Source organism: Mycobacterium novum (assembly GCF_010726505.1).
Classification (GTDB): domain Bacteria; phylum Actinomycetota; class Actinomycetes; order Mycobacteriales; family Mycobacteriaceae; genus Mycobacterium; species Mycobacterium algericum.
On sequence record NZ_AP022562.1, the window covers coordinates 2,704,914 to 2,729,440 of the forward strand.

Annotated in this window: 24 protein-coding genes; 18 read left to right on the plus strand and 6 right to left on the minus strand. The window is 68.6% G+C overall.

The genetic code is table 11. The features are described from left to right. Positions 1 to 11 precede the first annotated feature (11 nt). Positions 12 to 650: an MBL fold metallo-hydrolase gene (locus tag G6N19_RS12420; RefSeq protein ID WP_083037548.1), complete on the minus strand. Its 639-nt coding sequence runs from the start codon at positions 648 to 650 to the stop codon at positions 12 to 14. 83 nt (positions 651 to 733) lie between these two features. On the opposite strand from G6N19_RS12420, the gene purS reads away from it, so the two are divergent. Then, entirely contained in the window at positions 734 to 973 is a 240-nt protein-coding gene (purS, locus tag G6N19_RS12425; RefSeq protein ID WP_013830499.1) for a phosphoribosylformylglycinamidine synthase subunit PurS, read from the plus strand. Then, the gene (purQ, locus tag G6N19_RS12430; protein WP_013830498.1) at positions 970 to 1,644 is read left to right on the plus strand and encodes a phosphoribosylformylglycinamidine synthase subunit PurQ; all 675 of its coding nucleotides are present in this window, start codon (positions 970 to 972) and stop codon (positions 1,642 to 1,644) included. Before purS ends, purQ begins: the two co-directional genes overlap by 4 nt. A gap of 14 nt (positions 1,645 to 1,658) precedes the next feature. On the opposite strand, the gene G6N19_RS12435 is transcribed toward purQ, so the two are convergent. Continuing rightward, positions 1,659 to 2,456, minus strand: coding sequence for a family 1 encapsulin nanocompartment shell protein (locus G6N19_RS12435; protein ID WP_013830497.1), 798 nt, complete (start codon positions 2,454 to 2,456; stop codon positions 1,659 to 1,661). Then, positions 2,453 to 3,541: a Dyp-type peroxidase gene (locus G6N19_RS12440; protein ID WP_193374482.1), complete on the minus strand. Its 1,089-nt coding sequence runs from the start codon at positions 3,539 to 3,541 to the stop codon at positions 2,453 to 2,455. Before G6N19_RS12440 ends, G6N19_RS12435 begins: the two co-directional genes overlap by 4 nt. On the opposite strand from G6N19_RS12440, the gene G6N19_RS12445 reads away from it, so the two are divergent. From G6N19_RS12445 to G6N19_RS12485, 9 genes are all read left to right on the plus strand, one after another. Then, positions 3,540 to 4,802: a M18 family aminopeptidase gene (locus tag G6N19_RS12445; protein WP_013830495.1), complete on the plus strand. Its 1,263-nt coding sequence runs from the start codon at positions 3,540 to 3,542 to the stop codon at positions 4,800 to 4,802. The two genes, G6N19_RS12440 and G6N19_RS12445, sit on opposite strands and share 2 nt — an antisense overlap. 45 nt (positions 4,803 to 4,847) lie before the next feature. Continuing rightward, positions 4,848 to 7,127: a phosphoribosylformylglycinamidine synthase subunit PurL gene (gene purL, locus G6N19_RS12450; RefSeq protein WP_193466389.1), complete on the plus strand. Its 2,280-nt coding sequence runs from the start codon at positions 4,848 to 4,850 to the stop codon at positions 7,125 to 7,127. Positions 7,128 to 7,137: 10 nt separating this feature from the next. After that, positions 7,138 to 8,868: an alpha/beta hydrolase gene (locus tag G6N19_RS12455; RefSeq protein WP_083037552.1), complete on the plus strand. Its 1,731-nt coding sequence runs from the start codon at positions 7,138 to 7,140 to the stop codon at positions 8,866 to 8,868. A 41-nt stretch (positions 8,869 to 8,909) separates the two neighbouring features. Next, on the plus strand, positions 8,910 to 9,299 hold the full coding sequence (locus G6N19_RS12460; RefSeq protein WP_013830492.1) for a sterol carrier family protein: 390 nt from the start codon (positions 8,910 to 8,912) through the stop codon (positions 9,297 to 9,299). Between the two features lie 52 nt (positions 9,300 to 9,351). After that, on the plus strand, positions 9,352 to 10,869 hold the full coding sequence (gene purF / locus G6N19_RS12465; RefSeq protein WP_041318776.1) for an amidophosphoribosyltransferase: 1,518 nt from the start codon (positions 9,352 to 9,354) through the stop codon (positions 10,867 to 10,869). A gap of 139 nt (positions 10,870 to 11,008) precedes the next feature. Next, entirely contained in the window at positions 11,009 to 12,271 is a 1,263-nt protein-coding gene (locus G6N19_RS12470) for an aromatic ring-hydroxylating oxygenase subunit alpha (protein ID WP_013830490.1), read from the plus strand. A gap of 6 nt (positions 12,272 to 12,277) precedes the next feature. After that, on the plus strand, positions 12,278 to 12,607 hold the full coding sequence (locus G6N19_RS12475; protein ID WP_013830489.1) for a hypothetical protein: 330 nt from the start codon (positions 12,278 to 12,280) through the stop codon (positions 12,605 to 12,607). After that, entirely contained in the window at positions 12,604 to 13,857 is a 1,254-nt protein-coding gene (locus G6N19_RS12480) for a metal-dependent hydrolase family protein (protein ID WP_013830488.1), read from the plus strand. Before G6N19_RS12475 ends, G6N19_RS12480 begins: the two co-directional genes overlap by 4 nt. A 16-nt stretch (positions 13,858 to 13,873) precedes the next feature. Next, positions 13,874 to 14,329 carry a MarR family winged helix-turn-helix transcriptional regulator gene (locus tag G6N19_RS12485; RefSeq protein WP_013830487.1) on the plus strand — a complete coding sequence of 152 codons (456 nt, stop codon included), beginning with the start codon at positions 13,874 to 13,876 and terminating at the stop codon, positions 14,327 to 14,329. Here G6N19_RS12485 and G6N19_RS12490 read toward each other — a convergent pair. The 3 genes from G6N19_RS12490 to G6N19_RS12500 are packed head-to-tail and all read right to left on the minus strand — an operon-like array spanning position 14,326 to position 17,989. Continuing rightward, positions 14,326 to 16,014: a nitric oxide reductase activation protein NorD gene (locus tag G6N19_RS12490; protein WP_013830486.1), complete on the minus strand. Its 1,689-nt coding sequence runs from the start codon at positions 16,012 to 16,014 to the stop codon at positions 14,326 to 14,328. The genes G6N19_RS12485 and G6N19_RS12490 overlap by 4 nt on opposite strands. Next, on the minus strand, positions 16,011 to 16,832 hold the full coding sequence (locus G6N19_RS12495; RefSeq protein WP_408632437.1) for a CbbQ/NirQ/NorQ/GpvN family protein: 822 nt from the start codon (positions 16,830 to 16,832) through the stop codon (positions 16,011 to 16,013). Before G6N19_RS12495 ends, G6N19_RS12490 begins: the two co-directional genes overlap by 4 nt. A gap of 2 nt (positions 16,833 to 16,834) precedes the next feature. Beyond that, entirely contained in the window at positions 16,835 to 17,989 is a 1,155-nt protein-coding gene (locus G6N19_RS12500) for a spirocyclase AveC family protein (RefSeq protein ID WP_013830484.1), read from the minus strand. 101 nt (positions 17,990 to 18,090) lie between these two features. On the opposite strand from G6N19_RS12500, the gene G6N19_RS12505 reads away from it, so the two are divergent. The 7 genes from G6N19_RS12505 (at position 18,091) to G6N19_RS12535 (ending at position 24,507) form a co-directional block, all read left to right on the plus strand. Further along, on the plus strand, positions 18,091 to 18,693 hold the full coding sequence (locus tag G6N19_RS12505; RefSeq protein WP_041320201.1) for a TetR/AcrR family transcriptional regulator: 603 nt from the start codon (positions 18,091 to 18,093) through the stop codon (positions 18,691 to 18,693). A 114-nt stretch (positions 18,694 to 18,807) separates the two neighbouring features. Next, entirely contained in the window at positions 18,808 to 19,566 is a 759-nt protein-coding gene (locus tag G6N19_RS12510; protein WP_013830482.1) for an SDR family NAD(P)-dependent oxidoreductase, read from the plus strand. Between the two features lie 36 nt (positions 19,567 to 19,602). Continuing rightward, entirely contained in the window at positions 19,603 to 20,817 is a 1,215-nt protein-coding gene (locus tag G6N19_RS12515; RefSeq protein WP_013830481.1) for an SRPBCC family protein, read from the plus strand. Then, a complete protein-coding gene (locus G6N19_RS12520; protein WP_013830480.1) occupies positions 20,814 to 21,149 on the plus strand; it encodes a hypothetical protein in 336 nt (111 codons plus the stop codon). The genes G6N19_RS12515 and G6N19_RS12520 overlap by 4 nt, the downstream gene beginning before the upstream one ends. A 34-nt stretch (positions 21,150 to 21,183) precedes the next feature. Continuing rightward, positions 21,184 to 22,029, plus strand: coding sequence for a TauD/TfdA dioxygenase family protein (locus G6N19_RS12525; RefSeq protein WP_013830479.1), 846 nt, complete (start codon positions 21,184 to 21,186; stop codon positions 22,027 to 22,029). 88 nt (positions 22,030 to 22,117) lie between these two features. Further along, positions 22,118 to 23,266 (plus strand): acyl-CoA dehydrogenase family protein, encoded by a 1,149-nt coding sequence (locus tag G6N19_RS12530; protein WP_013830478.1) that lies wholly within the window; start codon positions 22,118 to 22,120, stop codon positions 23,264 to 23,266. Next, positions 23,263 to 24,507, plus strand: coding sequence for an acyl-CoA dehydrogenase family protein (locus G6N19_RS12535; RefSeq protein ID WP_193465046.1), 1,245 nt, complete (start codon positions 23,263 to 23,265; stop codon positions 24,505 to 24,507). Before G6N19_RS12530 ends, G6N19_RS12535 begins: the two co-directional genes overlap by 4 nt. Positions 24,508 to 24,527 lie beyond the last annotated feature (20 nt).

The following is a 24,527-nucleotide window of genomic DNA, read 5'->3' on the forward strand; positions in this document are numbered from 1 at the left end:
GGCACCGCCGGTTAAAAGGCCACGGCACTCTCGGGCGGCAACACCTGAAAGTCGGTGCGCCCCATCTCGGCGAGCCGGCCGTGGTAGATGCCACGGGCGTCGGTCGCGATGATGCCCTGATGGATCGGCACCGCGGCGCGCGGCGCCACCGCGCGCAGATAGTCGACCGCCTCGGCGATCTTCATCCACGGCGCCGCTGCCGGGGCCGCCAGCACGTCCACCGGTTCGCCGGGCACGAACAACGCGTCGCCGGGGTGCATCAACCTGGCCGGGTGTCCGGCGTCACCGACCAGATAGGAGATGTTGTCGATCATCGGCAGCTCGGGATGGATCACCGCGTGCTGCCCGCCCACACCGCGCACCCGCACCGAGCCGAGCTCGAAGGAATCCCCGACGTGCACCGGCCGCCACGGCGATCCGAGTTGGGCGGCGGTCTGCGGGTCGGCGTAGAGCGCGGCTTCCGGGTTGGCGTCGATCAGGGCAGGTAGCCGCTGGGTGTCGACGTGGTCGGGGTGTTGGTGGGTGATCAGGATGGCCGTCAGCCCGGTGATGCCCTCAAAGCCGTGCGAGAAGGTTCCGGGGTCGAACAGCACCGTGGTGTCGACGAAATCGGCGAGCAGACAGGAATGGCCGAAGTGGGTCAGTCGCATGCCTACGATTGTGCGCTCCGGGGCCACGGATGGGCATCGGTATTGTTGACGCGACCGATCCTCATCGACAGTAGGGAGCGCGCGTGGCCCGGGTGGTTGTGCACGTGATGCCCAAAGCCGAGATCCTCGACCCGCAGGGGCAGGCGATCGCCGGAGCGCTTTCCCGGCTCGGACACACCGGCGTGTCGGACGTGCGGCAGGGCAAGCGCTTCGAACTCGAGGTCGACGATTCGATCGACGATGCCGCACTCGCCGAGATCGCCGAATCGCTGCTGGCCAACACGGTGATCGAGGACTGGACCATCAGCCGGGAGACCCCGTGAGCATCCGGGTCGGCGTCATCACCTTTCCCGGCACCCTCGACGACATCGACGCCGAACGCGCCGTCCGGTTCGTCGGTGCCGAACCGGTCAGCCTGTGGCACGCCGACGCCGACCTGAAGGGGGTCGACGCGGTGGTGGTGCCCGGCGGGTTCTCCTACGGTGACTACCTGCGCGCCGGCGCCATCGCCCGGTTCGCCCCGGTGATGGGGGAGGTCGTCGACGCCGCCAAGCGGGGTCTACCGGTGCTGGGCATCTGCAACGGTTTCCAGGTGCTCTGCGAGGCCGGGCTGCTACCAGGTGCGCTGACCCGCAATGCCGGCCTGCACTTCGTCTGCCGCGACGTCTGGCTGCGGGTGGCCTCCAACCAGACGGCCTGGACCTCCCGGTTCGACGCTGACGCGGACCTGTTGGTGCCGCTGAAGTCCGGCGAGGGCCGCTACGTCGCCCCCCCGCAGGTGCTCGACGAGCTGGAGGGCGAAGGCCGGGTGGTGTTCCGCTACTTGGACAACATCAACGGCTCACTGCGGGACATCGCCGGGGTGAGCTCGGCCAACGGCCGGGTGGTCGGTCTGATGCCGCACCCCGAGCACGCCATCGAAGCCCTGACCGGTCCCAGTGACGATGGGCTGGGGTTGTTCTACTCCGCACTGGACGCGGTGCTGGCGGCCTGAGCCGCGCGAACGTGCTAGCAGGTCAGCGCGACCGCGGCTTCGGCGGTGTAGCACAAGAACGTCAGCGTCTCCTGCAGGTAGAGCTGCACGTTCTCGGCGTCGTGCGACAGGTAACCGATCGACACGTCGGTACCCAGGCGCAGATCGAAGTCGCCGCCCCGGGTAGTCAGCACGAACGCGCCGTCGATCGCCGGTGCCCAGATGATGTCGCCGGTGACCAGCCGGCGCAGGTGCTCCAGGATCGGATAGCCGTGATCGGACGTCTCGGCGACCTTGGTGTAGGCGTCGGCCGACAACAGCACCGAGTACGGGCCGTCCACCCCGGCCAGCCGTAGCGCCGACAGTGCCTGGGTGATCACGTCCGGGATGTCGCGCGGGTCCTCCGGCAACCTCAACTCGGCATTCGAGCTCGCACTGCGGATACCCTCCACCGCGGCGGCCGGGTAACCGCCGAAGATGATGCGGTCCTCGGCGAACGCCAGCTTCTTGGCGGCGACCTTCACCGGGTCCCAGTCGGGATCCTGCGAGCCGCGCTCGACATCGTCGATCTCCGCACGCGACAGCGTGAACGGAACCCGCAGGCGCACCAGTGGCTTGCTGTCGCGCAGGTGCGCGACCACACCCTCGGCCGGGGCGTCGACACCGGTCATCCGGCCGGTGCCCACCGCGGCGGCCGTCGGACCGGCCGGCTCGCTCAGGTCCACGACGCGTCGACCGGCGATGTGCCGCTTGAAGGTCCGGGCCGCCTCCTGCTCGATGTCAGCCCAAGCCGCTTCGGTGACCGGGGCCAGGTCGCGATACAGGTTGTTCATTGCGAGATTCCTTTCAGGCTGCCGATATTCAGTGAGCCGTCAACGCCGGGGCCGGCGGTCTCGACGGGCGTGGCGGACTCAGTGGGGGCCGGGACCGCCGCGCCCGGAAGCGGCGGCGGATCGTCGAGGAAGTCGGCGGTGGGGGTGAAGAACAGTCCACCGGTGATCGCGGTGGAGAAATCCAGGATGCGGTCGGTGTTTCCCGGCGGGTCGCCCAGGAACATGTTGCGTAGCATCTGCTCGGTGATCTCCGGACTGCGCGCATAGGCGATGTAGTAGGTACCGGACTCCCCGGAGCCCACCGTGCCGAACGGCATGTTGTGCCGCACGATGTCCAGTTCGTTGCCGTCCTCGTCGGTGATCACGTTCAGCGCGATATGAGAGTTGGCGGGCTTCACCGCGTCGTCGAACTCGATGTCGTCGGCCTTGGTGCGGCCGATCACCCGCTCCTGTTCGGTGACCGGCAGCGCCTCCCAGGCGGCCATGTCGTGCAGGTACTTCTGGATGTGCACATAGGATCCGCCGGCGAAGTCGGGATCCTCGTCGCCCACCGCGGTGGCCTCGACCGCCTCGTCGCCGACGGGATTCTCGGTGCCGTCGACGAACCCGAGCAGGTCGCGATTGTCGAAGAACCGGAAGCCGTGCACCTCGTCGACCACCGTGATCCCGTCGCCGATCGCCTTGACGATGCGTCCCGCCAGCTCGAAGCAGACGTCCATCGTCTCGCCCTTGATGTGGAACAGCAGATCGCCCGGCGTCCCCGGCGCGGTGTGCCGGGGACCGGTCAACTCGACGAACGGATGCAGCTCGGCCGGGCGGGCCCCGGTGAACAACCGGTCCCAGGCGTCCGAGCCGATCGAAGTCACCAACGCCAGCCGCTTGGTCGGGTCGCGGAAGCCGATCGCCCGGGCGAATCCCGCCAGGTCCGGCAATGCCTCGTGTACCGCGGCCTCACCGCCCTCTTCGATGGTGGCGACCAGGAAAATGGCCGCACAGGTCAACGGGGTGGTGACTGGCTGAAGGGACGGCACGGTATCGACCCTAACGTCCCCGCCCGGGTCCGGATGCGAAAGACTTGAGCCCATGGCGGCCACCGCGACCGGGTTATGCGAGTTCATCGACGCCTCTCCATCGCCCTTTCACACCTGTCTGACCGTCGCCGAACGGCTGCGGGCAGCCGGCTACACCGAGCTCGCCGAGACCGATCGGTGGCCCGGGGACCCCGGGCGCTACTTCACCGTCCGGGCCGGCTCGCTGATGGCCTGGGACGCCGCCGGCGCCACCGACCCGGCCGCTCCGTTCCGGATCGTCGGCGCCCACACCGACAGCCCCAACCTGCGGGTCAAGCAGCATCCCGCCCGCGAGGTCGCCGGCTGGCAGCTGGTGGCGCTGGCGCCCTACGGCGGCGCCTGGTTGAACTCCTGGCTGGACCGCGACCTGGGCGTCAGCGGGCGGCTCTCGCTGCGAGACGGAACCCACCACCTGGTCCGCATCGACGAGCCGATCCTGCGGGTGCCGCAACTGGCCATCCACCTGGCCGACGACCGCGCCGCGGTCAAGCTGGATCCGCAGCGCCACGTCAACGCGGTTTGGGGCGATGGGCGGTCTCCGGACTTCCTCGGCTATGTGGCGGAACGCGCCGGTGTGGAACCCCGCGACGTGCTGGGCTTCGACCTGATGACCCACGACCTGGCGCCGTCGGCGGTGACCGGGCTGGGCCGCGACTTCGTCAGCGCGCCGCGGCTGGACAACCAGGCCAGTTGCTACGCGGGGCTGGCGGCGCTGGTCGCCGCGGCCACCACCACGCGTAGCCGCTACCTGCCGGTGTTGGTGCTGTTCGACCATGAGGAGGTCGGTTCGACCTCGGATCACGGCGCCGGATCGGATCTGCTGCTCACCGTCCTGGAGCGCATCACCTTGGCCGCCGGCGGCGACCGGGAGGACCTGCTGCGCCGGCTGGCCGGCTCGACGCTGGCGTCGGCGGACATGGCGCACGCCACCCACCCCAACTACCCCGACCGGCACGAGCCGGCCCATCAGATCGCGGTGAACGCCGGACCGGTGCTCAAGGTGCAACCCAACCTGCGGTACGCCACCGACGGCCGCACCGCAGCGACGTTCGCGCAGGCCTGCGACCAAGCGGGGGTCGCGCTGCAGCGCTACGAGCATCGCGCTGACCTGCCGTGCGGGTCGACCATCGGCCCGATGAGTGCGGCGCGCACCGGTATCCCCACCGTGGACGTGGGCGCACCGCAACTGGCCATGCATTCGGCACGCGAGCTCATGGGCGCGCGCGACGTCGCGGCCTACGCGGCAGCGCTGGCGGCGTTCCTGGCGCCGGACTGAGCGAAATCGGTGCCCTACACTGTGGCCGTGACGCCCGGGCCTGCCATAGATACCGTCGAACACGCCGCCGCTACCCCCGACCATCCGCAACCGTTCGCCGAGCTGGGCCTCAAAGACGACGAGTACCAGCGCATCCGCGACATCCTGGGCCGCCGGCCCACCGACGCCGAGCTGGCCATGTACTCGGTGATGTGGAGCGAACACTGCTCCTACAAGTCCTCCAAGGTGCACCTGCGCTACTTTGGCGAGACCACCACCGATGAGATGCGCAAAGCCATGCTGGCCGGGATCGGTGAGAACGCCGGTGTGGTCGACATCGGCGACGGCTGGGCGGTCACGTTCAAGGTCGAGTCGCACAACCACCCGTCCTACGTGGAGCCCTATCAGGGCGCGGCCACCGGGGTGGGCGGCATCGTGCGCGACATCATGGCGATGGGCGCGCGCCCGGTGGCGGTGATGGACCAGTTGCGGTTCGGCGCCGCCGACGCCCCCGACACCCGCCGCGTGCTCGACGGGGTGGTGCGCGGCATCGGCGGCTACGGCAACTCGCTGGGCCTGCCCAACATCGGCGGCGAGACCGTCTTCGACCCCTGCTACGCCGGCAACCCCCTGGTCAACGCGCTCTGCGTCGGGGTGCTCAAGAAGGAAGATCTGCACCTGGCGTTCGCATCGGGCACCGGCAACAAGATCATCCTGTTTGGGGCGCGCACCGGGCTGGACGGCATCGGCGGCGTGTCGGTGCTGGCATCGGACACTTTCGGTGGCGACGAAACCGGCAGCGGCAGAAAGAAACTCCCGTCGGTTCAGGTCGGGGACCCGTTCACCGAGAAAGTGCTCATCGAGTGCTGCCTGGAGCTCTACGCCGCCGGCCTGGTGGTCGGCATCCAAGACCTCGGCGGCGCCGGATTGGCTTGCGCCACTTCCGAGCTGGCATCGGCCGGTGACGGTGGCATGGCGGTCGAACTGGAGAAGGTTCCGCTGCGGGCGGCGAACATGACCCCCGCCGAGGTGCTCTCCAGCGAATCGCAGGAGCGGATGTGCGCCGTGGTGGCCCCGGAGAACGTCGACGCCTTCATGGCGGTCTGCGCCAAGTGGGAGGTGCTGGCCACGGTGATCGGTGAGGTCACCGACGGCGACCGGCTGCAGATCACCTGGCACGGGCAGACCGTCGTCGACGTACCGCCCCGCACGGTTGCCCACGAGGGACCGGTCTACCACCGCCCGGTGCAACGCCCCGACACCCAGGACGCGCTGAACGCCGACCGCTCCGACAAACTTCCGCGACCGGCCTCCGGCGAGCAGCTACGCGCGACTCTGCTTGCGCTGCTGGGAAGTCCACACCTGTGCAGCCGCGCCTTCATCACCGAGCAGTACGACCGCTACGTGCGCGGCAACACCGTGCTGGCCGAGCATGCCGACGGCGGCATGCTGCGCATCGACGAGGCATCCGGACGCGGAATCACCATCTCCACGGACGCCTCGGGCCGCTACACCAAGCTGGACCCCTACGCCGGCGCCCAACTGGCGCTGGCGGAGGCCTACCGCAACGTGGCGGTCACCGGCGCCACGCCGGTCGCTGTCACCAATTGCCTCAACTTCGGGTCCCCGGAAGACCCCGGCGTGATGTGGCAGTTCGCCGAGGCGGTGCGCGGTCTGGCGGACGGCTGTGCGGCACTGGGGATTCCGGTCACCGGCGGCAACGTGAGCTTCTACAACCAGACCGGCGCGACACCGATCCACCCCACCCCGGTGGTCGGGGTGCTCGGCGTCATCGACGATGTGAACCGCCGGCTGCCGACCGCGTTCGGCGTCGAGCCGGGCGAGACGTTGCTGTTGCTCGGTGACACCCGCGACGAGTTCGACGGATCGATCTGGGCGCAGGTGACCGGCGACCACCTGGGTGGCCTGCCGCCGCAGGTCGACTTGCAGCGGGAGAAGTTGCTCGCCGACGTGCTGGGCGCGGCATCGCGCGACGGCTTGGTCTCCGCCGCCCACGACCTGAGTGAAGGCGGGTTGATCCAGGCCGTGGTCGAATCAGCGATCGCCGGCGAAACCGGTTGTCGCATCCTCATTCCCGAGGGGCCCGAGGCTGTCGACCCGTTCGTTTTCTTGTTCTCCGAGTCGGCGGGGCGGGTGCTGGTCGCGGTGCCGCGCACCGAGGAGAGTCGGTTCCGGTCGATGTGCGAGGCACGCGGTCTGCCGGTGACCCGCGTCGGCGTGGTGGACCAGGCCTCGCAGCAGGTCGAGGTCCAAGGCCAGTTCAGCGTGTCGCTGGCCGAACTGCGCAGCACATCGGAGGCGGTGCTGCCGGGGATCTTCGGATAGCCGTACCGGCATGGGGACCACGGCCGCACCCCCGGGCAGGCATCCACTTTTCGTGTGGGCGTGGGGGCTGTTGCGGCTGAAGTTCGTCGGCGTGGCGTTCGGCGCGCTGTTCTTCTGTCTGTCGCTGACCCCGTCGCTGCTACCGCGCGATTGGCTGTTCCAAGGGCTGATCGGTGGCATCAACGCCGCTTTCGGATACGGCCTGGGAGTGGTGATCGGCGCGGCGGTCGACCGGTTCGTGCTGCGCGGCGCCCGGTGGTGGCCGCCGTCGAAACGGGTGCTGCTCGTGCTGAAGGCGGCCGTCGTGGTGGCGGCGCCGACCGCGTGCGTGCTCATGCTGATCCCGGCCGCCGGCTGGCAGCGGCAGGTTTCCGAACTGCTGGGCATCGAGGGCCCGGCAACGCTGGGCTACCTGCGCACGCTGGCTGTTGCGAGCGGTGTCGCCGCCGCCCTGGTGTCGACGGTGCGCACGCTGATCGACGCCAGCCGCCTGCTGGCGCGGGCGCTGATCCGGCGATGGCATCTGCACAGCGAGGTCGCGCTTTTCATCGGCACCGCGATCGTCGTCGTGCTGCTGGTCAGCCTGATCAACGGGGTGCTCATCCGCGGCTTCTTCGCCGGTGCCAGCGCGGTGTTCCAGCCCGAGAACAGCGCCACCAAACCCTGGGCGATCCAGCCGCAGCAGCCGGAGCGGTCCGGCAGCCCGGCGTCGTTGGCGCCCTGGGAGACCCTGGGCAGCCAGGGCCGCAGCTTCGTTTCCGGCGGTGCACACGCGGGGGAGCTGAGCCGGATCAACGGGCGGCCCGCCCGCGAGCCCATCCGCGTCTATGCCGGCCTGCACAGCGCCGACGACGACCAGGACCGGATGGAACTGCTGGTCGACGAACTGGAACGCACCCGGGCCTTCGACCGCCGGGTGCTGGTGGTGATACCGACCACCGGCACCGGCTGGGTCAATCCGGCTGCCGCGGACTCGCTGGAGCTGCTCTACAACGGTGACACCGCGATCGTCGCCGTCCAGTACTCCTACCTGCCGAGCTGGATCTCCTTCCTGGCCGACCAGCGCAAATCGATGGACTCCGGCCGGTTGCTGGTGCATACCATCGCGCAGCGCTGGCAACGCCTGCCGGCCGACCATCGGCCCAAGCTGGTGCTCTACGGCGAAAGCCTGGGAGCGATGGCCGGTCAGGCCGCGTTCGACTGGCTGCCCGACATCGCCGAGATGGGTTTCGATGCGGTGCTGTGGGTGGGGCCCCCGCAGGCCAGCCCGCTGTGGCATGCGCTGATGGTGCGACGCGACCCGGGCAGCACCGCGACACTGCCGCGCTACGACAACGGCCGCACCGTGCGGTTCTCGCAGGCCACGTATCCAGCCGAGATCGCCCGGATCGCCACGCCGCCGTGGGACGGCCCGCGGGTGCTGTTCTTGCAGCACGCCTCCGACCCGGTGGTGTGGTGGTCGCCGGATCTGCTGTTCGCCCGGCCGGATTGGCTCACCGAGCCTCCCGGCCCGGACCGCACCGCGTCGATGCGCTGGTACCCGGTGGTGACGTTCTGGCAGGTCAGTGCCGACCTGGCGCACGGCGAAGCGATGCCGGCCGGGCACGGCCACAACTACTCCGACACCATCCTGGACGGCTGGATGGCAGTGCTGCCGCAGCAGGGTTGGACACCGGCCGACACCGAGCGGGTGCGCGCCGCGTTGCGCGAGGCCCGCGGTAGCGACGGCCCGGTGTCGTAGGGCTGCGACGAGCCCCGCGGCACCCGAATACCCTGAGGCACATGCCCGCTGCCGCCGATCCGGCGCAGACGCGCGCCGCCGTGCTGGCGGTCGCCGCGTGGCTGCGCGACGAGACCCTGCCCGCGCCGGACCGGACCGCGCTGGCCGCCGCGGTCCGCCTGACCGCCCGCAGCCTGGCCGAGGCGGCCCCGGGCGCCAGCGTCGAGTTGCGGGTGCCGCCCTTTGTCGCGGTGCAGTGCGTCGCCGGGCCGCGACACACCCGAGGCACCCCGCCCAACGTCGTCGAGACCGACCCGCGAAGCTGGCTGTTGCTGGCCGCCGGCCTACTCAGCACCGCCGAGGCGACCGCCGCCGGGAAGCTGCGATTGTCCGGCTCGCGGGCCGCCGAGATCGCCGGATGGCTGCCGTTGGTGAAACTTGACGCATGTTGACCGTAGACTGAAGACCGTCACTTGAGGCCCGTCCCCCTGGAGCAGCTAAAACGTGCCGGACCAGCAGCCTGTAGACCTTGAGAATTCCCCCCGCGAGGAGTGCGGCGTGTTCGGCGTTTGGGCTCCGGGCGAAGACGTCGCCAAGCTCACATATTACGGCTTGTATGCGTTGCAGCACCGCGGTCAAGAGGCTGCCGGTATCGCCGTCGGCGACGGATCGCAGGTGCTGGTGTTCAAGGACCTCGGCCTGGTCAGCCAGGTGTTCGAGGAGCAGACGCTGGCGGCGATGCCCGGCCACGTTGCGATCGGCCACTGCCGCTACTCCACCACCGGTGACACCACCTGGGAGAACGCGCAGCCGGTGTTCCGCAACACCGCGGCGGGCACCGGGGTGGCGCTGGGCCACAACGGCAACCTGGTCAACACCACCGAGTTGGCCGGCCGCGCCCGCCGGCTGGGGCTGATCGACACCCGTGGTCCCGGCGTGGCCACCACCGACTCCGACATCCTGGGCGCGCTGCTGGCGCACGGCTCCGCAGACACCAGCTTGGAGCAGGCGGCGCTGGAACTGCTGCCGACCGCGCGCGGCGCCTTCTGCCTGACATTCATGGACGAGAACACCCTCTACGCGGCCCGCGACCCGTGGGGTGTGCGCCCGCTGTCGTTGGGGCGGCTCGACCGCGGCTGGGTGGTGGCGTCGGAGACCGCCGCGCTGGACATCGTCGGCGCCTCGTTCGTTCGAGACATCGAACCCGGTGAGCTGCTGGCGATCGACGCCGACGGGGTGCGCTCGTCCCGATTCGCCAACCCCACCCCCAAGGGCTGCGTGTTCGAGTACGTCTACCTCGCCCGGCCCGACAGCACCATCGGCGGCCGGTCGGTGCACGCCACCCGGGTGGAGATCGGCCGCCGGCTGGCCCGCCAGCATCCCATCGACGCCGACCTGGTCATCGGGGTGCCCGAGTCAGGCACCCCGGCCGCGGTCGGGTACGCCCAGGAGTCCGGCATCGACTACGGGCAGGGCCTGACCAAGAACGCCTATGTCGGGCGGACCTTCATCCAGCCGTCGCAGACCATCCGCCAGCTCGGCATCCGTCTCAAACTCAACCCGTTGCGCGAGATCATCCGCGGCAAGCGGCTCATCGTCGTCGACGATTCGATCGTGCGGGGTAACACCCAGCGGGCACTGGTGCGGATGCTCCGGGAGGCGGGCGCCATCGAGGTGCACGTACGGATTGCGTCCCCACCGGTGAAATGGCCGTGCTTCTACGGCATCGACTTCGCCTCACCGGCCGAGCTGATCGCCAACGTCGTCGAGGACGAGACCGAGATGCTCGAGGCGGTGCGGCGCACCATTGGCGCGGACACGCTGGGCTACGTCGGGCTGGAGGACATGATCGCCGCCACCGAGCAGCCCAAGTCGCGACTGTGCAGCGCCTGCTTCGACGGCAACTACCCGATCGAGCTGCCCGGTGACAGCGCGCTGGGCAAGAACGTCGTCGAGCAGATGCTGGCCACCACCGCATTACAGGCCGAGAGTGACCCCGACCCGGCGCTGAGTAAGCCCTAACCTCCCGCGGCATCCGCTGCCCTTCGGGCCGAGGCCCCGGCCATAAGTATCAACTACTTGACACTAGATCGGTCACTTCGATAGCGTCGGCGCCATCGAGGCTCGGCCCTGACATCATCAGGCCAGGACAGGAGTGGTTGTGGCGCGTTTTCCCAAGCCGCCCGAGGGCAGTTGGACCCAGCACTATGAACTCGGTACCGAACCGGTGTCCTACCGCGATTCCATCAGCCCCGAGGTCTACGAGAAGGAGCGGGCGGCGATCTTCCAGCGCGCCTGGCTCAATGTCGGTCGGGTGGAACAACTTCCGCGCAAGGGCAGCTACTACACCAAGGAACTCAAGGTCGCCAACACCTCGATCATCGTGGCGCGCACCACATCTGACGAGGTCAAGGCCTACCACAATGTCTGCCGGCACCGCGGCAACAAGCTGGTGTGGGACACCATGCCATTGGAGGAGACCAGCGGGAACTGCCGCCAGTTCACCTGCAAGTACCACGGCTGGCGCTACGACCTCGACGGCAACCTGACCTACGTGCAGCAGGAAGAGGAGTTCTTCGACCTGGACAAGAGCCGCTATGGACTGGTCGGCGTGCACTGCGAGGTCTGGGAGGGCTTCATCTTCGTCAACTTCGCCGCGGAGCCCGAGCAGTCGCTGCGCGAATTCCTCGGCCCGATGGTCACGGCTTTGGAGGGTTACCCGTTCGGGAAGATGACATCGCGTTGGCAGTACCGTTCGGAAGTCAACTCCAACTGGAAGCTGTTCCTGGACGCGTTCCAGGAGTTCTACCACGCTCCGGTGTTACACGGGAACCAGACACCCGTAGCTTTCAGGGTGGCGGCCGAGGAAGCCGGTTTCGAAGCGCCGCACTATCGGCTCGAGGGGCCGCACCGGTTGGTGAGCACCTCGGGGGTGCGGGCCTGGGAGATGTCGGCCGAGATGCGCAAGCCGATCGAGGACATCTGTCAGAGCGGGTTGTTCGGCCCGTGGGACCCGCCGGACATCGGCCCGGTTCCCGACGGCCTCAACCCGGCCAACTGCGATCCCTGGGGGCTGGACTCGTTCCAGATCTTCCCCAACTTCACCATCCTGTTCTGGGGCCAGGGCTGGTACCTGACCTATCACTACTGGCCGACGTCGCACGAGTCGCACATCTTCGAGGGCACGCTGTACTTCCCGCAGCCGCGCACGCCCCGCGAGCGGGTCGCCCAGGAACTCGCGGCCGTATCGTTCAAGGAGTACGGGTTGCAGGACGCCAGCACGCTGGAGGCCACCCACACGATGCTCGGCACCGGAGCGGTGGACCACTTCCTGCTCAACGACCAGGAGGTGCTGATCCGGCACTTCCACCACGAAACCGCCCGATGGATCGCCGAATACGAGCACGCGAACGCGAAGGTGTGAGTTGCCATGACCGCGATGCTTCCCAGCGAGTTCTCCGACCTCGAACCCTTCAACGGCTGGTGCCTGGCCTCTGAACCGGAGCGCTACGCCAAGCGGATGGCCAGTTCGATGGCGGACATGCAGGCGTTCTACGACGCCATCACGGCGCGCGCCGAAGACGCGCTGGCCTACTGCGACAAGTTCAGCCTCGACGACCTGCCCGAGGATGTCCTCAACCTGATGCACCTGCTGTATTCCATGATCACGGTGGCGTTCCCGGCCGAATCCTGGAAGCAGCCAAGTGTTCCTGACTCCGGGGCCGCCGTCATCGAGTGCGTCTCCGAGCCGTTCCCGTGAGCGAGTCCGGGACCACGGTGCTGCGGGCCGCCCGGTGGCTCGACATCGACGCCGGCGTGCTGCGGTCGCCGGCCGTCATCGTCATCGAGGACGGGCGTATCGCGGCGATCAATCCCGAAGCGCCGGTCGCTGACTCCGCCGAGGACATCGATCTCGGTGACGTGACGTTGCTGCCCGGCCTGATGGACATGGAACTCAACCTGCTCATCGGCGGACCGGGCAGCCCCGAAGGGCTGCCCACGCCCATGCACGGCGTGCAGGACGACCCGGTCTATCGCACCCTGCGGGCGGCGGTGAACGCGCGGACCACGCTGGAAGCCGGATTCACCACCGTGCGGAACCTCGGCCTGATGGTCAAGACCGGTGGTTATCTGCTCGACGTCGCGCTTCAGCGCGCCATCGACCAGGGGTGGCACGTCGGCCCGCGCATCTATCCCGCCGGCCATGCCGTCACGCCCTACGGTGGGCACCTGGATCCGACGGTCTTCCAGCGGTTGGCGCCCGGGATCATGCCGTTGTCGGTCGCCGAGGGGATCGCCAACGGGGTACCCGACGTGATCGCCTGCGTGCGGTACCAGATTCGCCACGGCGCCAAGCTGATCAAGGTCTCGGCGTCCGGCGGCGTCATGTCGCACAGCACCTCGCCGGGCGCCCAGCAGTACTCCGATGCCGAGTTCGCCGCGATCGCCGACGAGGCCCATCGGGCCGGGGTGCGCGTGGCCGCCCACGCCGTCGGTGACGTCGCCATCCAGGCCTGCATCCGGGCCGGCATCGATTGCATCGAGCACGGCTTCCTGGCCAGCGACGAGACCATCGCGATGATGGTCGATCACGGCACCTTCCTGGTGTCCACCACCTATCTCACCGACGCGATGGCCGTCGACCGTATCGCCCCCGAGCTGCGGAAGAAGGCCGCCGAGGTGTTTCCGCGCGCAAAAGCCATGCTGCCCAAGGCCATCGCCGCGGGCGTGAAGATAGCGTGCGGCACCGACGCGCCGGCCATCCCGCACGGCCAGAACGCCAAGGAGCTGGCGGCGCTGGTGCAGCGCGGCATGTCACCGGTACAGGCGCTGCGGGCGGCCACCACCACCAGCGCCGAACTCATCGACGCCGAGCACGAACTCGGCCGGCTGGCGCCGGGCTACTGCGCCGATATCATCGCGGTGCCGGGCGACCCGACCCGCGACATCGCGGTCACCGGCGACGTGCGGTTCGTCATGAAGGACGGCCGAGTCTTCAAGCGCAGCTGATGAGGGAAGTGGGGACATGGATCTCAACCGCAACACCCTGTGGCTGCTCAAGCAGGCCTTCTACTACTCGTTGACCACCGTGAACGAGGCGATCAGCGATTACGGGGTGAGCACGGCCCAGATCGGGTTGTTACGCCAACTGGCCGGCGAACCGGGGCTGTCCGGCGCGGAGTTGGCGCGCCGGCTGCTGATCACCCCGCAGGGCGTACAGCTGGCGCTGAGCGCACTCGAGGGGCGCGGTCTGGTGGAGCGCAAGCAGGATCCGCGACACGGCCGAATCCTGCGGGCCTATCTCACCGATGAAGGGCGTTCGGTGGCCTCGGCGGTGGTCGCCGACGCGATCGCCGCGCACGAGAAGGTGTTCGGCGTGTTGACCGCGCAGGAACAGGAGACGCTGCGGGCGCTGCTGACCCGCGTCGTCGAGCAGGGCACCGGGCATACCCTGTTCGACGACCACGTCGAGCCGGACTAGCGAGACCGTCGGGGCCCGGGTTTCGGCGCGGCGAGTTCGGCCAGCGCCGCCGAGAACAGCTCGTCCATCCGCGGGCTCAACTCGGCCAGCGTCGTGGCGCTGGCATGGCCGGCGGCGCCGAAGACCGGCCGGTCGGCCTCGCCGGTGACGCCGATGGTCAGACACAGGCAGCCGAGGCCGTCTGCGCGGAGTTCCTCGATGGCCTTGCTGACGTCGGCCTCGGCGTAACGGCCCTCGTAACCGACGTCGTAGGGAAAGCCGTCCGACAAGACGAGCAACAGCCGATTAGGGGTGCCCGCCTCGGCCTTGAGGATCTGCGCGGCGCCGCGGATGCCGGCGCCGAGCCGGGTGTAGCCCGACGGCTGGAGCTGGTTGAGCCGGGCTCGGCCGACGGCACCGAAACGTTGCCCGAAGGTCTTGATCGCCGGCAGCTCAACACAGTGCCGGCCCTGGGACCGGAACCCGTAAACTGCCACCCGATCGCCGAGCTGCTCGAGCGTGACGGCCAGCGTGGCGGCTGCTCGGCGCTGATGGTCGTGCACCGCGAGGCCTGCCGGGTCCGTGTCCGTCGACGATCCGGACGCATCCAGCAAGATCAGAACGCCGAGATTGCGGGCAAGTTTGCGACGTTCGGTGTAGACGTGTTCCGGTGGCGAATGGCCGGAGCGCAAGTCCACGAATACGTCGACGAGCGCCTCGAGGTCCAGCTCATCCCCGTCGGGCCTACCCCGTAACACCATGGGCCCCAAGCCGACCCGCGACAGCCGCCGGCGAAGCACGTCATCGTGGACCACACCGGCCTCGGAGGTGGGTGCGGCAGCGGTGAGCGGGAAATTGACGACGCGGCACCAGTCGGGCCGGTAGGTGTTGCTGAAGACATCCCACTCGGGATACCAGGCTCCGCCGATACCCGCCGTTGCGGCCGCCTTCCCGTCGGTGAATCGGATCCGGCTGGGCAGCGGGCGGGCATTCGGCCCCGCCGACCGCGTCCGGCGCAGGGCGCGGGCCGGCAGTTCACCGCCGGAGTTGCTGTCGCCGGACCGCGAGCCGCCGAGCAGTTTTCGCAGAAACTCGGAGAGGGCTTGCGCATTGAAGACCGGGTTGTCGAACAACTTGAGGATTTTGCTCTCGCCCGCGTCCGCCTCGTCATCGTCGCCGTCCGCCGGTGCGTCGGTGGCATCGAGTTCGAAGCGCAGGTCGGCATCGGCGGCCTTCGCGCCGGCGGTGCCGGCCGACTGCAACAGCCGGGCGGGTTTGATGACACCGAACCACTCCGGTGGGTCTGCGATGTTGACCCGCGTTCTGGCCAGCCGCAGCGATTCGTCGGCCGTCGCGGTACGCGGCGGCGATCCGGAGCGCAGTGCCGCCGCCAGCGGCAGCCGGGTGGCGACGTCGCTCAGTACCCGGTCGCCTTCGAGCGCCAGATAGCGCCGGGCCACCGAGGGGCGGGCCCGCAGCGCCTTGACCAGCCGCGGTTCCAGGCTCCCGGCGCCCAGCAGCGCGCCCTGGACCAGGATCTCGCGGCGCTGCGTCGCCGCCGATGCGCCCGCCGACACGAAGATGGCATGCCCGTTGGTGTGTGCGGCCTCGCCCGCGGGCGCCTGCGCAACCTCGACCGACCGGCCCGCGAGGTAGCCGGCGATGAACTTGAACCGGTCGGGCGTGGCCGGGCCCGGCGCGCTCACATCGGGGGAAGAACGGCGTCGGCGAGTTCACCGAGCGCGCGGATGACGTCGGTGTCGTCGGAGAGGATTTGGACGATGGCGGCCTGGACTGCGCTGCGCAGGCCGAGGCCTTCGGCGACCAGGCCGCCGGCCAGGATCAGCATCCTGGTGGAGGCGCCCTCGCGCAGCGGTGAGCCGTCCAGGTTCCGGATGGCGTTGCCGAGTGCCACCAGCGCCTGCGCCGTCTGCGGATCGACCCCGGTTTCGTGCGAGACGATGTCGATCTCGGCCTGCGCCGGCGGGAAGCCGAGCTCGATGGCGACGAACCGTTGCCGGGTCGACTCCTTGAGATTCTTCAGCACGCTCTGGTACCCGGGGTTATAGGAGATCACCAGCTGAAACCCGGGTGCCGCCGGCACCGTCGTGCCGAGTCGATCCACCGGCAGGGCACGGCGGTGATCGGCGAGCGGATGGATGACCACGGTGGTGTCCTGGCGCGCCTCCACCACCTCGTCCAGATAGAAGATGGCGCCTTCGCGTACCGCACGGGTCAGCGGACCGTCGACCCAGACCGTTTCCGAGCCCTTGAGCAGGAACCGGCCCACCAGGTCCGCCGACGTCATATCCTCGTGTCCGGCGACGGTGATCAGCTCGCGACCCGACTGCTCGGCCATGGCCTCCACGAAACGCGTCTTCCCGCATCCCGTGGGCCCCTTCAACAGCACCGGCAGCCCGCGACGCGCCGCCGCCCGAAAGACTTCGATCTCATCGCCGACCGCCCGGTAAAAGGGCGCCCCGGTACGGCTTTCGGCCGATGTGGCGGAGCTGTTGTTCAGCACTGTCACTTCCCGGGCTCGAAGGGCACGATCGGGGGCACCGAAACCCCGTCGGGCATCACCAGTTGGCCGTCGACATTGATGTAGCCGGACCGGTTGGACGGCATCGGCAGGGCCGGATGCGGACACGGCTTGTCGGTCCCGTCGCCGCAGATGCCGCCGGTGAAGTAGGAGCGCTTCTGGTGGTCTTGCGGCCACGGATCGGCATGCAGGGCGATCCATTGCGCCGGGCCCATGTAGAAGGCGAAGAAGCACGCGCTCACCCCGGCGAAGATCGCCAGGAACCGGGTGAACTGCTGCCGCGCGAATCCGCCGCGGACGCCATCTAGTCCGCGCTCGACGACGGTGCGGCCGCGATCGTCGGTGAAGTAACGCAGGCAGCACAGCGCCGCCTGCACCGCTCCCCACATGAGTCCCTCGTAGACGGGCCATTGGTAGTAGGTGTCGGCATTGATCGACACCGACCGGATGGCGCCGGGGTAGGTGTACAGGCCGATCGGCAGCAGGACCAGGCCCTCCATGACGAAGTCGAAGACGAACGAGATCGCATAGGTCACGGCGATCAGGCGAAGATTGCTGATGCCGGGCCAGCGCGCCTTGATCTTTCGCATCACGGCGCATCCGACGATGGTGATCAGCAGCACCCCGTAGGCGTAGCCCGGAAGGTTCGTCAACAGCGGCTCGGCGACCTGGCGGCCGGGTTCCTCCGGTGACGCCCACCCGGGGATGTGCGACGTCCAGGCGCCCCGGTTGAACAGCCAGGTGTTGTAGGTGCACCAGGTGTTGAAGTAGTTGAGCAGCGGGTCTTGGAAGAACATCAGGCCGATCGATAAAAAGAGCATGCCGTCCAACGTGATTCGCCGCTCGCGACGCCAGGGGCGGATGAAGAACCACCAGATGGCGAACGGCAGGCCGACCCACAGCACGATGGCGTTGGCCATCAGCGGAACCTTCATGTACATCGGCGGATCGTTCGGTCCGACCGGGACGCGTTCGAAGTACGGGCCGGTGATCCAACGCGCCCACACATACAGCTGCAGCGCCAGCAGCGCGCCGCCGGCGGCCGCCCAGATCCGGATGGCCCCGCCGCCTCGACTGCCGGCAGACTCCGGCCGCGCGGCAACTGACACGTTCTGCTGGCTCGACACGCCGCTACCCATGTTGCGGTCCCCTTCCCGGATGACGCAGTGTGTGCCGAAATATACTCATCGGTATCTGAGTTGCCAATAGGTATCGCAGATTCTGTGGGATGATCTCGGGCATGGTGGAGCGGTGGACCCGGGAGCGGCGGCTGGCTCACACGCGTTCGCTGCTACTGGACGCCGCCGAAGAAGTGTTCGCCGAAAAGGGCTTCACCACCGCGACTCTCGATGACATCGCCCAGGCCGCCGGCTACACCAAGGGCGCCATCTACAAGCACTTCGGCGCCAAGGAGGAGCTCTTCCTGGCCGTCAGCGACCGGTACTGGCGGCGCTATTTCGAGAACTTCGCCGAGGTGATGGCGAGCGCGAGTCAGATCGGGGCGCGGGAACTCGACGACATCGCCGAGCGGTGGCGGCAGCTGAGTCAAGACCGCGGCGCAGAGCACGCCGCGCTCGGGCACGAGTTCGCGCTGTATCTGCTGCGCAACCCCGACGCCCGGGAGCGGGTCGCCGCCAAGCGGGCCGAGGTCGTCGAGCAGCTGGCGCAGTTCATCGTCGCCGGTGTCGAACGGCTGGGCGGAACGCTGCTGATCCCCGCATTGACGCTGGCCCAGGTTCTCGTCGCCACCAGTGATTCGGCCGTGCTGGCCAGCCGGCTCGACGACGTCGATCTGTATCGGCCGGTCGTGGCGATGTACGTCTCCATGATCAAGCTGCCCTGACCGGTTGTCAGCGGTGCAGCGCCCGGCACTTGAGATTAATGACAAGTACTTGATAATATCCGTCACGATGCAGTGCGCAGTTGTGATTCGCCGATCGGCGCCGAAGGGGATGCAATGACCACAGAGGTGTCGCCGCGGGTCGCCGTGGTCACCGGCGGAGCCTCCGGCATGGGCGAGGCCACCTGTCACGAACTGGGCCGCCGCGGCTATCGCGTCGCCGTTCTCGATGTCGATGACCAAGCCGCGCAGCGGGTTACCGACGACCTTCGCGGCCGGGGGGTCACTGCGCTGGGAGTCGGGGTCGACGTCACCGATCGGGTCGCCGTCGACGACGGCCTGGCCAAGGTGCGCAGCCAGCTGGGGCCGGTCGCCGCACTGGTCACCAGCGCGGGCGTGTTCGGCTACTCCGCCTTCGCCGACATCACGCCGCCGGAGTGGGCGCGAATCATCGACGTCAACCTCACCGGCACCTTCCACTGCTGCCAGGCCGCGCTACCGGACATGGTCGAGGCCGGCTGGGGGCGCATCGTGATGATCTCGTCGTCCAGTGCCCAGCGCGGCACACCGTTCGCGGCCCACTACGCGGCGTCCAAGGGCGCGGTCATCACCCTGACCAAGTCGCTGGCCCGCGAGTACGCCGGCCACGGCATCACGGTCAACAACATCCCGCCCTCGGGGATCGAGACGCCCATGCAACACCAGTCGCAGGCGGCCGGACACCTGCCGCCCAACGAGCAGATCGCCGCCAACATCCCGCTGGGCCGGCTGGGCACCGGCGCCGACATCGCCGCGGCTGTCGGGTTCCTGTGCTCGGAGGAGGCCGGCTTCATCACCGGTCAGGTGCTGGGCGTCAACGGCGGATCAGTGATGTGACACAGCGTATTTCGCCGGGTAATCAGGGAGGTTCAGATGCAACGATCCGGTAGGCCCGCAGCGGGTTCGTGGACCGAGCACTATGGGCTCGGCACCGGCCCGGTCTCGTTCGCCGACTCCACCTCGCCCGAGTTCTACGAGGTCGAGCGCGAGGCGGTGTTCAAACGAGCCTGGCTCAACGTCGGCCGCGTCGAGGAGGCGCCCGACCACGGCAGCTACGTCACCAAGGAGATCGAAGCGGCCCGGGCATCGGTCATCCTGGTGCGCACCGACGGCGGGGTTCGCGCATTCCACAACGTCTGCCCGCGGTGCGCCACGAAGCTGGTCTGGGACGACTTCCCGGACCGCGAGACCGCCGGGCAATGCCAGGAGTTCACCTGCAAGCGCTGCCGCGGCAGCCACGGATTCGACGGTGCCAAGCCGGACCTGATCGCAGTCCACTGCGACATCTGGAACGGCTTCGTCTTCATCAACTTCGCCGCCGAACCGCGGCAGGTTCTGCGCGAATTCCTCGGGCCGATGATCACCGGTCTCGACGACTACCCGTTCGAGAAACTGACCGAACGCTACGACTGGGTGGCGCACAACAACAGCAACTGGAAGATCTTCGCCGACGCGTTCCAGGAGTACTACCACGTGCCGGCGCTGCACTCGCAGCAGGTTCCCGCCGCGGTGCGAGTGCCCGATGCCGGCTTCACCTGCGGTCACTTTCAAGTCGACGGGCCGCACCGGTTGGTGTCCACCGCCGGGCGGCGCCGCTGGTTGCTGCCGCCGGAGTACATGTACCCGATCGAGCGCGCCACCCGCAGCGGACTGGTCGGTCCTTGGGAGACCCCCGATATCGGTGAGATACCGGCCGGGGTGAACCCGGGCGGCATCGAACCGTGGGGGATCAGCAACTTCCAGATCTTCCCCAACACCGAGATCCTCATCTACGGCGGCTGGTACCTGCTCTACCGGTACTGGCCCACGTCGCACAACACCCACCGGTTCGAGGCTCACACCTACTTTCACCCGGCCCGCACCGTGCGTGAACGCATCGAACACGAGGTTGCCTCGGTGGTGCTCAAGGAGTTCGCACTTCAGGACGCCGGCATGCTCGGCGGCACCCAAGCCGCGCTGGAGTACGGCATCGTCGACGACTTCCCGCTCAACGATCAGGAGATCCTGGTCCGGCACCTGCACCAGGTGGTCAACGACTGGGTGGACGACTACCGGCGCGACCACGTCGGCGCGGGAGGGCCCCGGTGACCGCCAAGAAGCTGCCGAGCGCCTTCGCCGAGCTGGAGAGGTTCGCCGAAACCTGGTGCTTGCCAACCGAAACCGAACGATTCAGTCAGCGGCTGGCCAGCACCATCCCGGAGCTGCGGGTGTTCTACGACGCGTTCTTCCCGCGGTTGGAGGAGGCGATCGACTACTGCGACAAGTTCGCCCTCGACGAGCTTCCCGAGGATGCGCTCAACCTGCTGCACCTGATCTATTCCCTGGTCATGGTGGCCATGGCGGTCGAGGTCATGCACCAGCCCGCCCCCGTCGACGCCGCCGACGCGGTCATGATCCGCACCGGCTGGCCCGTTCCGTGACCGCCGGAGTTCCCTGCCCGAAAGGACGCAGCCGATGAGTCTGCTCACCATCAACAAACTCACCTCCTCGGTGGGCGCCGAGGTCATCGGTGTCCAGCCGGAACGACTGGTCGACGACGATCACCTCAGCGCCGCGGTGCTCGAGGCGCTGGAGGACAACGGGGTCCTGGTGTTTCGGGATCTGCATCTTGAGCCCACCGACCAGGTGGCATTCTGCGGGCGGCTGGGCAGCGTGGACTTCTCCTCGGACGGCCACCACGAGGTGGCCGGGATCTACCCGATCACGCTGAACAGCGCGAAGAATTCCGCCGCGAGCTACCTGCGCGCCACGTTCGACTGGCACATCGACGGTTGCACGCCGATGGGCGACGAGTGCCCGCAGAAGGCGACCGTGCTCTCCGCGGTGCAGGTCGCCGAGCGGGGTGGCGAGACCGAGTTCGCCAGTTCCTATGGCGCCTACGACCTGCTCACCGACGAGGAGCAGCAGCGCTTCGGCGCCCTGCGGGTGGTGCACTCGCTGGAAGCCTCTCAGCGCCGGGTCACCCCCGACCCGACACCGGAAGAGCTCGCGAGGTGGCGGGCCCGGCCCACCCACACCCATCCGCTGGTGTGGACACACAACACCGGCCGAAAGTCATTGGTGCTGGGCGCCTCCGCCGACTACATCGTCGGCATGGATCTCGACGAAGGGCGCGCGCTGCTGACCGAACTGCTCGAGCGCGCCACCGTGCCCGACAAGGTCTACCGCCACAACTGGTCGGTCGGCGACACCGTCATCTGGGACAATCGGGGCGTGCTGCACCGCGCCGCCCCGTACGACCCCGACTCGCCGCGGGAGATGCTGCGCACCACGGTGCTCGGTGACGAGCCCATCCGGTGATCCGGCTGGAGCCGGTGTGTCAGAACGGTTGGCGATACGGTCTACTTGGCTTGGCGGTCAAGGCCTTTAGCGTCCAGGAGGAGACCACATGACCGAGTTGTCCACCGAGAGCGAGCTGTTCGTCGCGACCGCGCGGGCGTTTCTCGACAAGACCGCGGCGATCAGCGCGCAACGCGAGTTGCATGCCCAGGGCCGCTCCTATGACCCGGCGTGGTGGAAACGGGCTGCTGAACTCGGCTGGGCCGGCCTGCTGGTGCCCGAGGAGCTCGGTGGCGGCAGCGTCTCGGAAAGCGGTCTGCACGACCTGGTGGCGATCGCCGAAGCGATCGGGCGCACGGTGGGTCCGGGGCCGCTGTACCCGGTGAGCACCGTGCTGGCTGGCCTGATCGACGCCGACAACGCCGACGCCCTCGCCGGGAGCATCGCCGCACTGGTAGCCGGGGAACAGGTGGCCACCTGGGCCGCGGATGAACCGGGCCGCGGCTTCCGCCCGCAGGCGCCGAGTGCCACCGCGACCCCCACCGCTAAGGCCGGGGGAACCGGCTACCGGCTCAACGGCGTCAAGGACCGGGTCGAGGCCGGCGCGCAGGCGGACCTGATTCTCGTCGGGGCCCGCACCGACGACGGCGCGCTGCGACAGTTCCTGATCTGTTCCGACGCCCCGGGGGTGACGGTGCGCCCGCAGAACTGCGTCGACCTGGTGAAGCAGTACGCCCGCATCGAGTTCGACGACGTCGAGGCCGAGGCGGTCGTCGGCACCGCCGCGCAAACCGCCGCCCTCATCGACCGGCAGACCCAGGTCGGCATCGCGCTGGCGTGCGCCGAGTCCGTCGGGATCCTGGACGCCGTGCTGGCCCTGACCATCGAGTGGTGTCGGGACCGCTACAGTTTCGGCCGGCCGCTGGCGTCCTACCAGGCGCTCAAACACCGGCTTGCCGACATGACCATGTGGTTGCACGCGGCACGCGCCATCACCGCCGGCGCCGTCGACAAGATCGCCGCGCGAGCCCCGGACGCCGGGATGTGGGCCAGCGCCGCCAAATCCTATCTGGGGGAGCACGCCGGGCTGCTGGTCCAGGAGTGCATCCAGCTGCACGGCGGTATCGGCGTCACCTGGGAGCACGACCTGCACGTCTATCTGCGGAGGATCACGTTGTACAGCAACCTGCTCGGCACTCCGGACGAGCATCACCGGGCGATCTTCACCGCCGCGAACACCACGGAGCCCGCCGCATGAGCCAGACCGCCGCAACCGAGCTCAGCGTGGCAGAGTTCGCCGCCCGGGCGCGTGCCTGGCTGGCCGACAACATGCCGCGGCTGGACCCGCAGCAGCCGCCGCGCAACGGGCGTGACGACGAGGGCGCCTGGCAGCGTGCCCGCGAACTCCAGCGACGCCTCTACGAGGGTGGCTTCGCCGGGATCTGCTTCCCGCGCGAATACGGCGGCCTCGGACTGGACATCAGCTATCAGAAGGCTTTCGACGTGGAATCCGACGGCTACGAGATGCCGTTGATCCTCAACGTCCCGACCTTCACCATCTGCTGCGCGACACTGCTCGACACCGGCAGTGAGGAGCAGAAGCGCGAGCACATCAGCGCCGCGCTACGCGGTGACGAGGTGCTCGTCCAACTGCTGTCGGAGCCCAGTGGCGGGTCGGATCTGGCGGGGCTGATCACCCGCGCCGACCGCGACGGCGACGGCTGGGTGATCAGCGGGGCCAAGACCTGGAGCACCAGCGCCTTTGCCGCCGATTACGGGCTGCTGCTGGCCCGCACGGACGCGACGGTGCCCAAGCACGACGGCCTGACCATGTTCCTCATGCCGATCGACGCGCCCGGCGTCACACTGCGGCGCATCGAACAGGTGGACGGATCCAACGAGTTCTGCGAGGAGTTCTTCGACGGGCTGCGGCTCGGTGATGACGCGGTGGTCGGTGAGGTCAACAAGGGCTGGGACGTCGCCTCCCGACTGTTGTTCCATGAGCGGCGTGCGGTCGGACAGGGCTCGGAGTTCGCCAGCGGCCGCGGCGCCGAACGCACCGAGATGGCCGCCGGTGACTTCCTCACCCTGGCCGCCGAAGCCGGGACCGCCGACGACCCGTTGACCCAGGACAAGGTCGGCCGGGTGCTTGCCCGACGGATGGTCCGCGACTGTCTCGTCGACCATGTCGGGCGTGCCATGCGCACCGGGGCGCTGCCGCCCGCCGCGGGCTCGCTCATCCGGCTGTTCCATTCCGACGTCACCTTCCTGGAGGTCGACACCGCCACCGAGGTCGCCGGCCCGCTCGGCGTCGTCGACGACGACGCGCAGTTGCTCAAGGTCGGAAAACGGTACCTGTCCCGCCAGACGGTGGCGCTCGGCGGCGGCAGCAACGAGATGGCCCGCAACGTCATCGCCGAGCGGGTCCTGGGCCTGCCTCGTGAATACGCCGCCGATCGCGGCGTCCCGTTCAACCAGGTCCGACACAACAGGGCGTGACCGCGGCACGCGCGAGCACG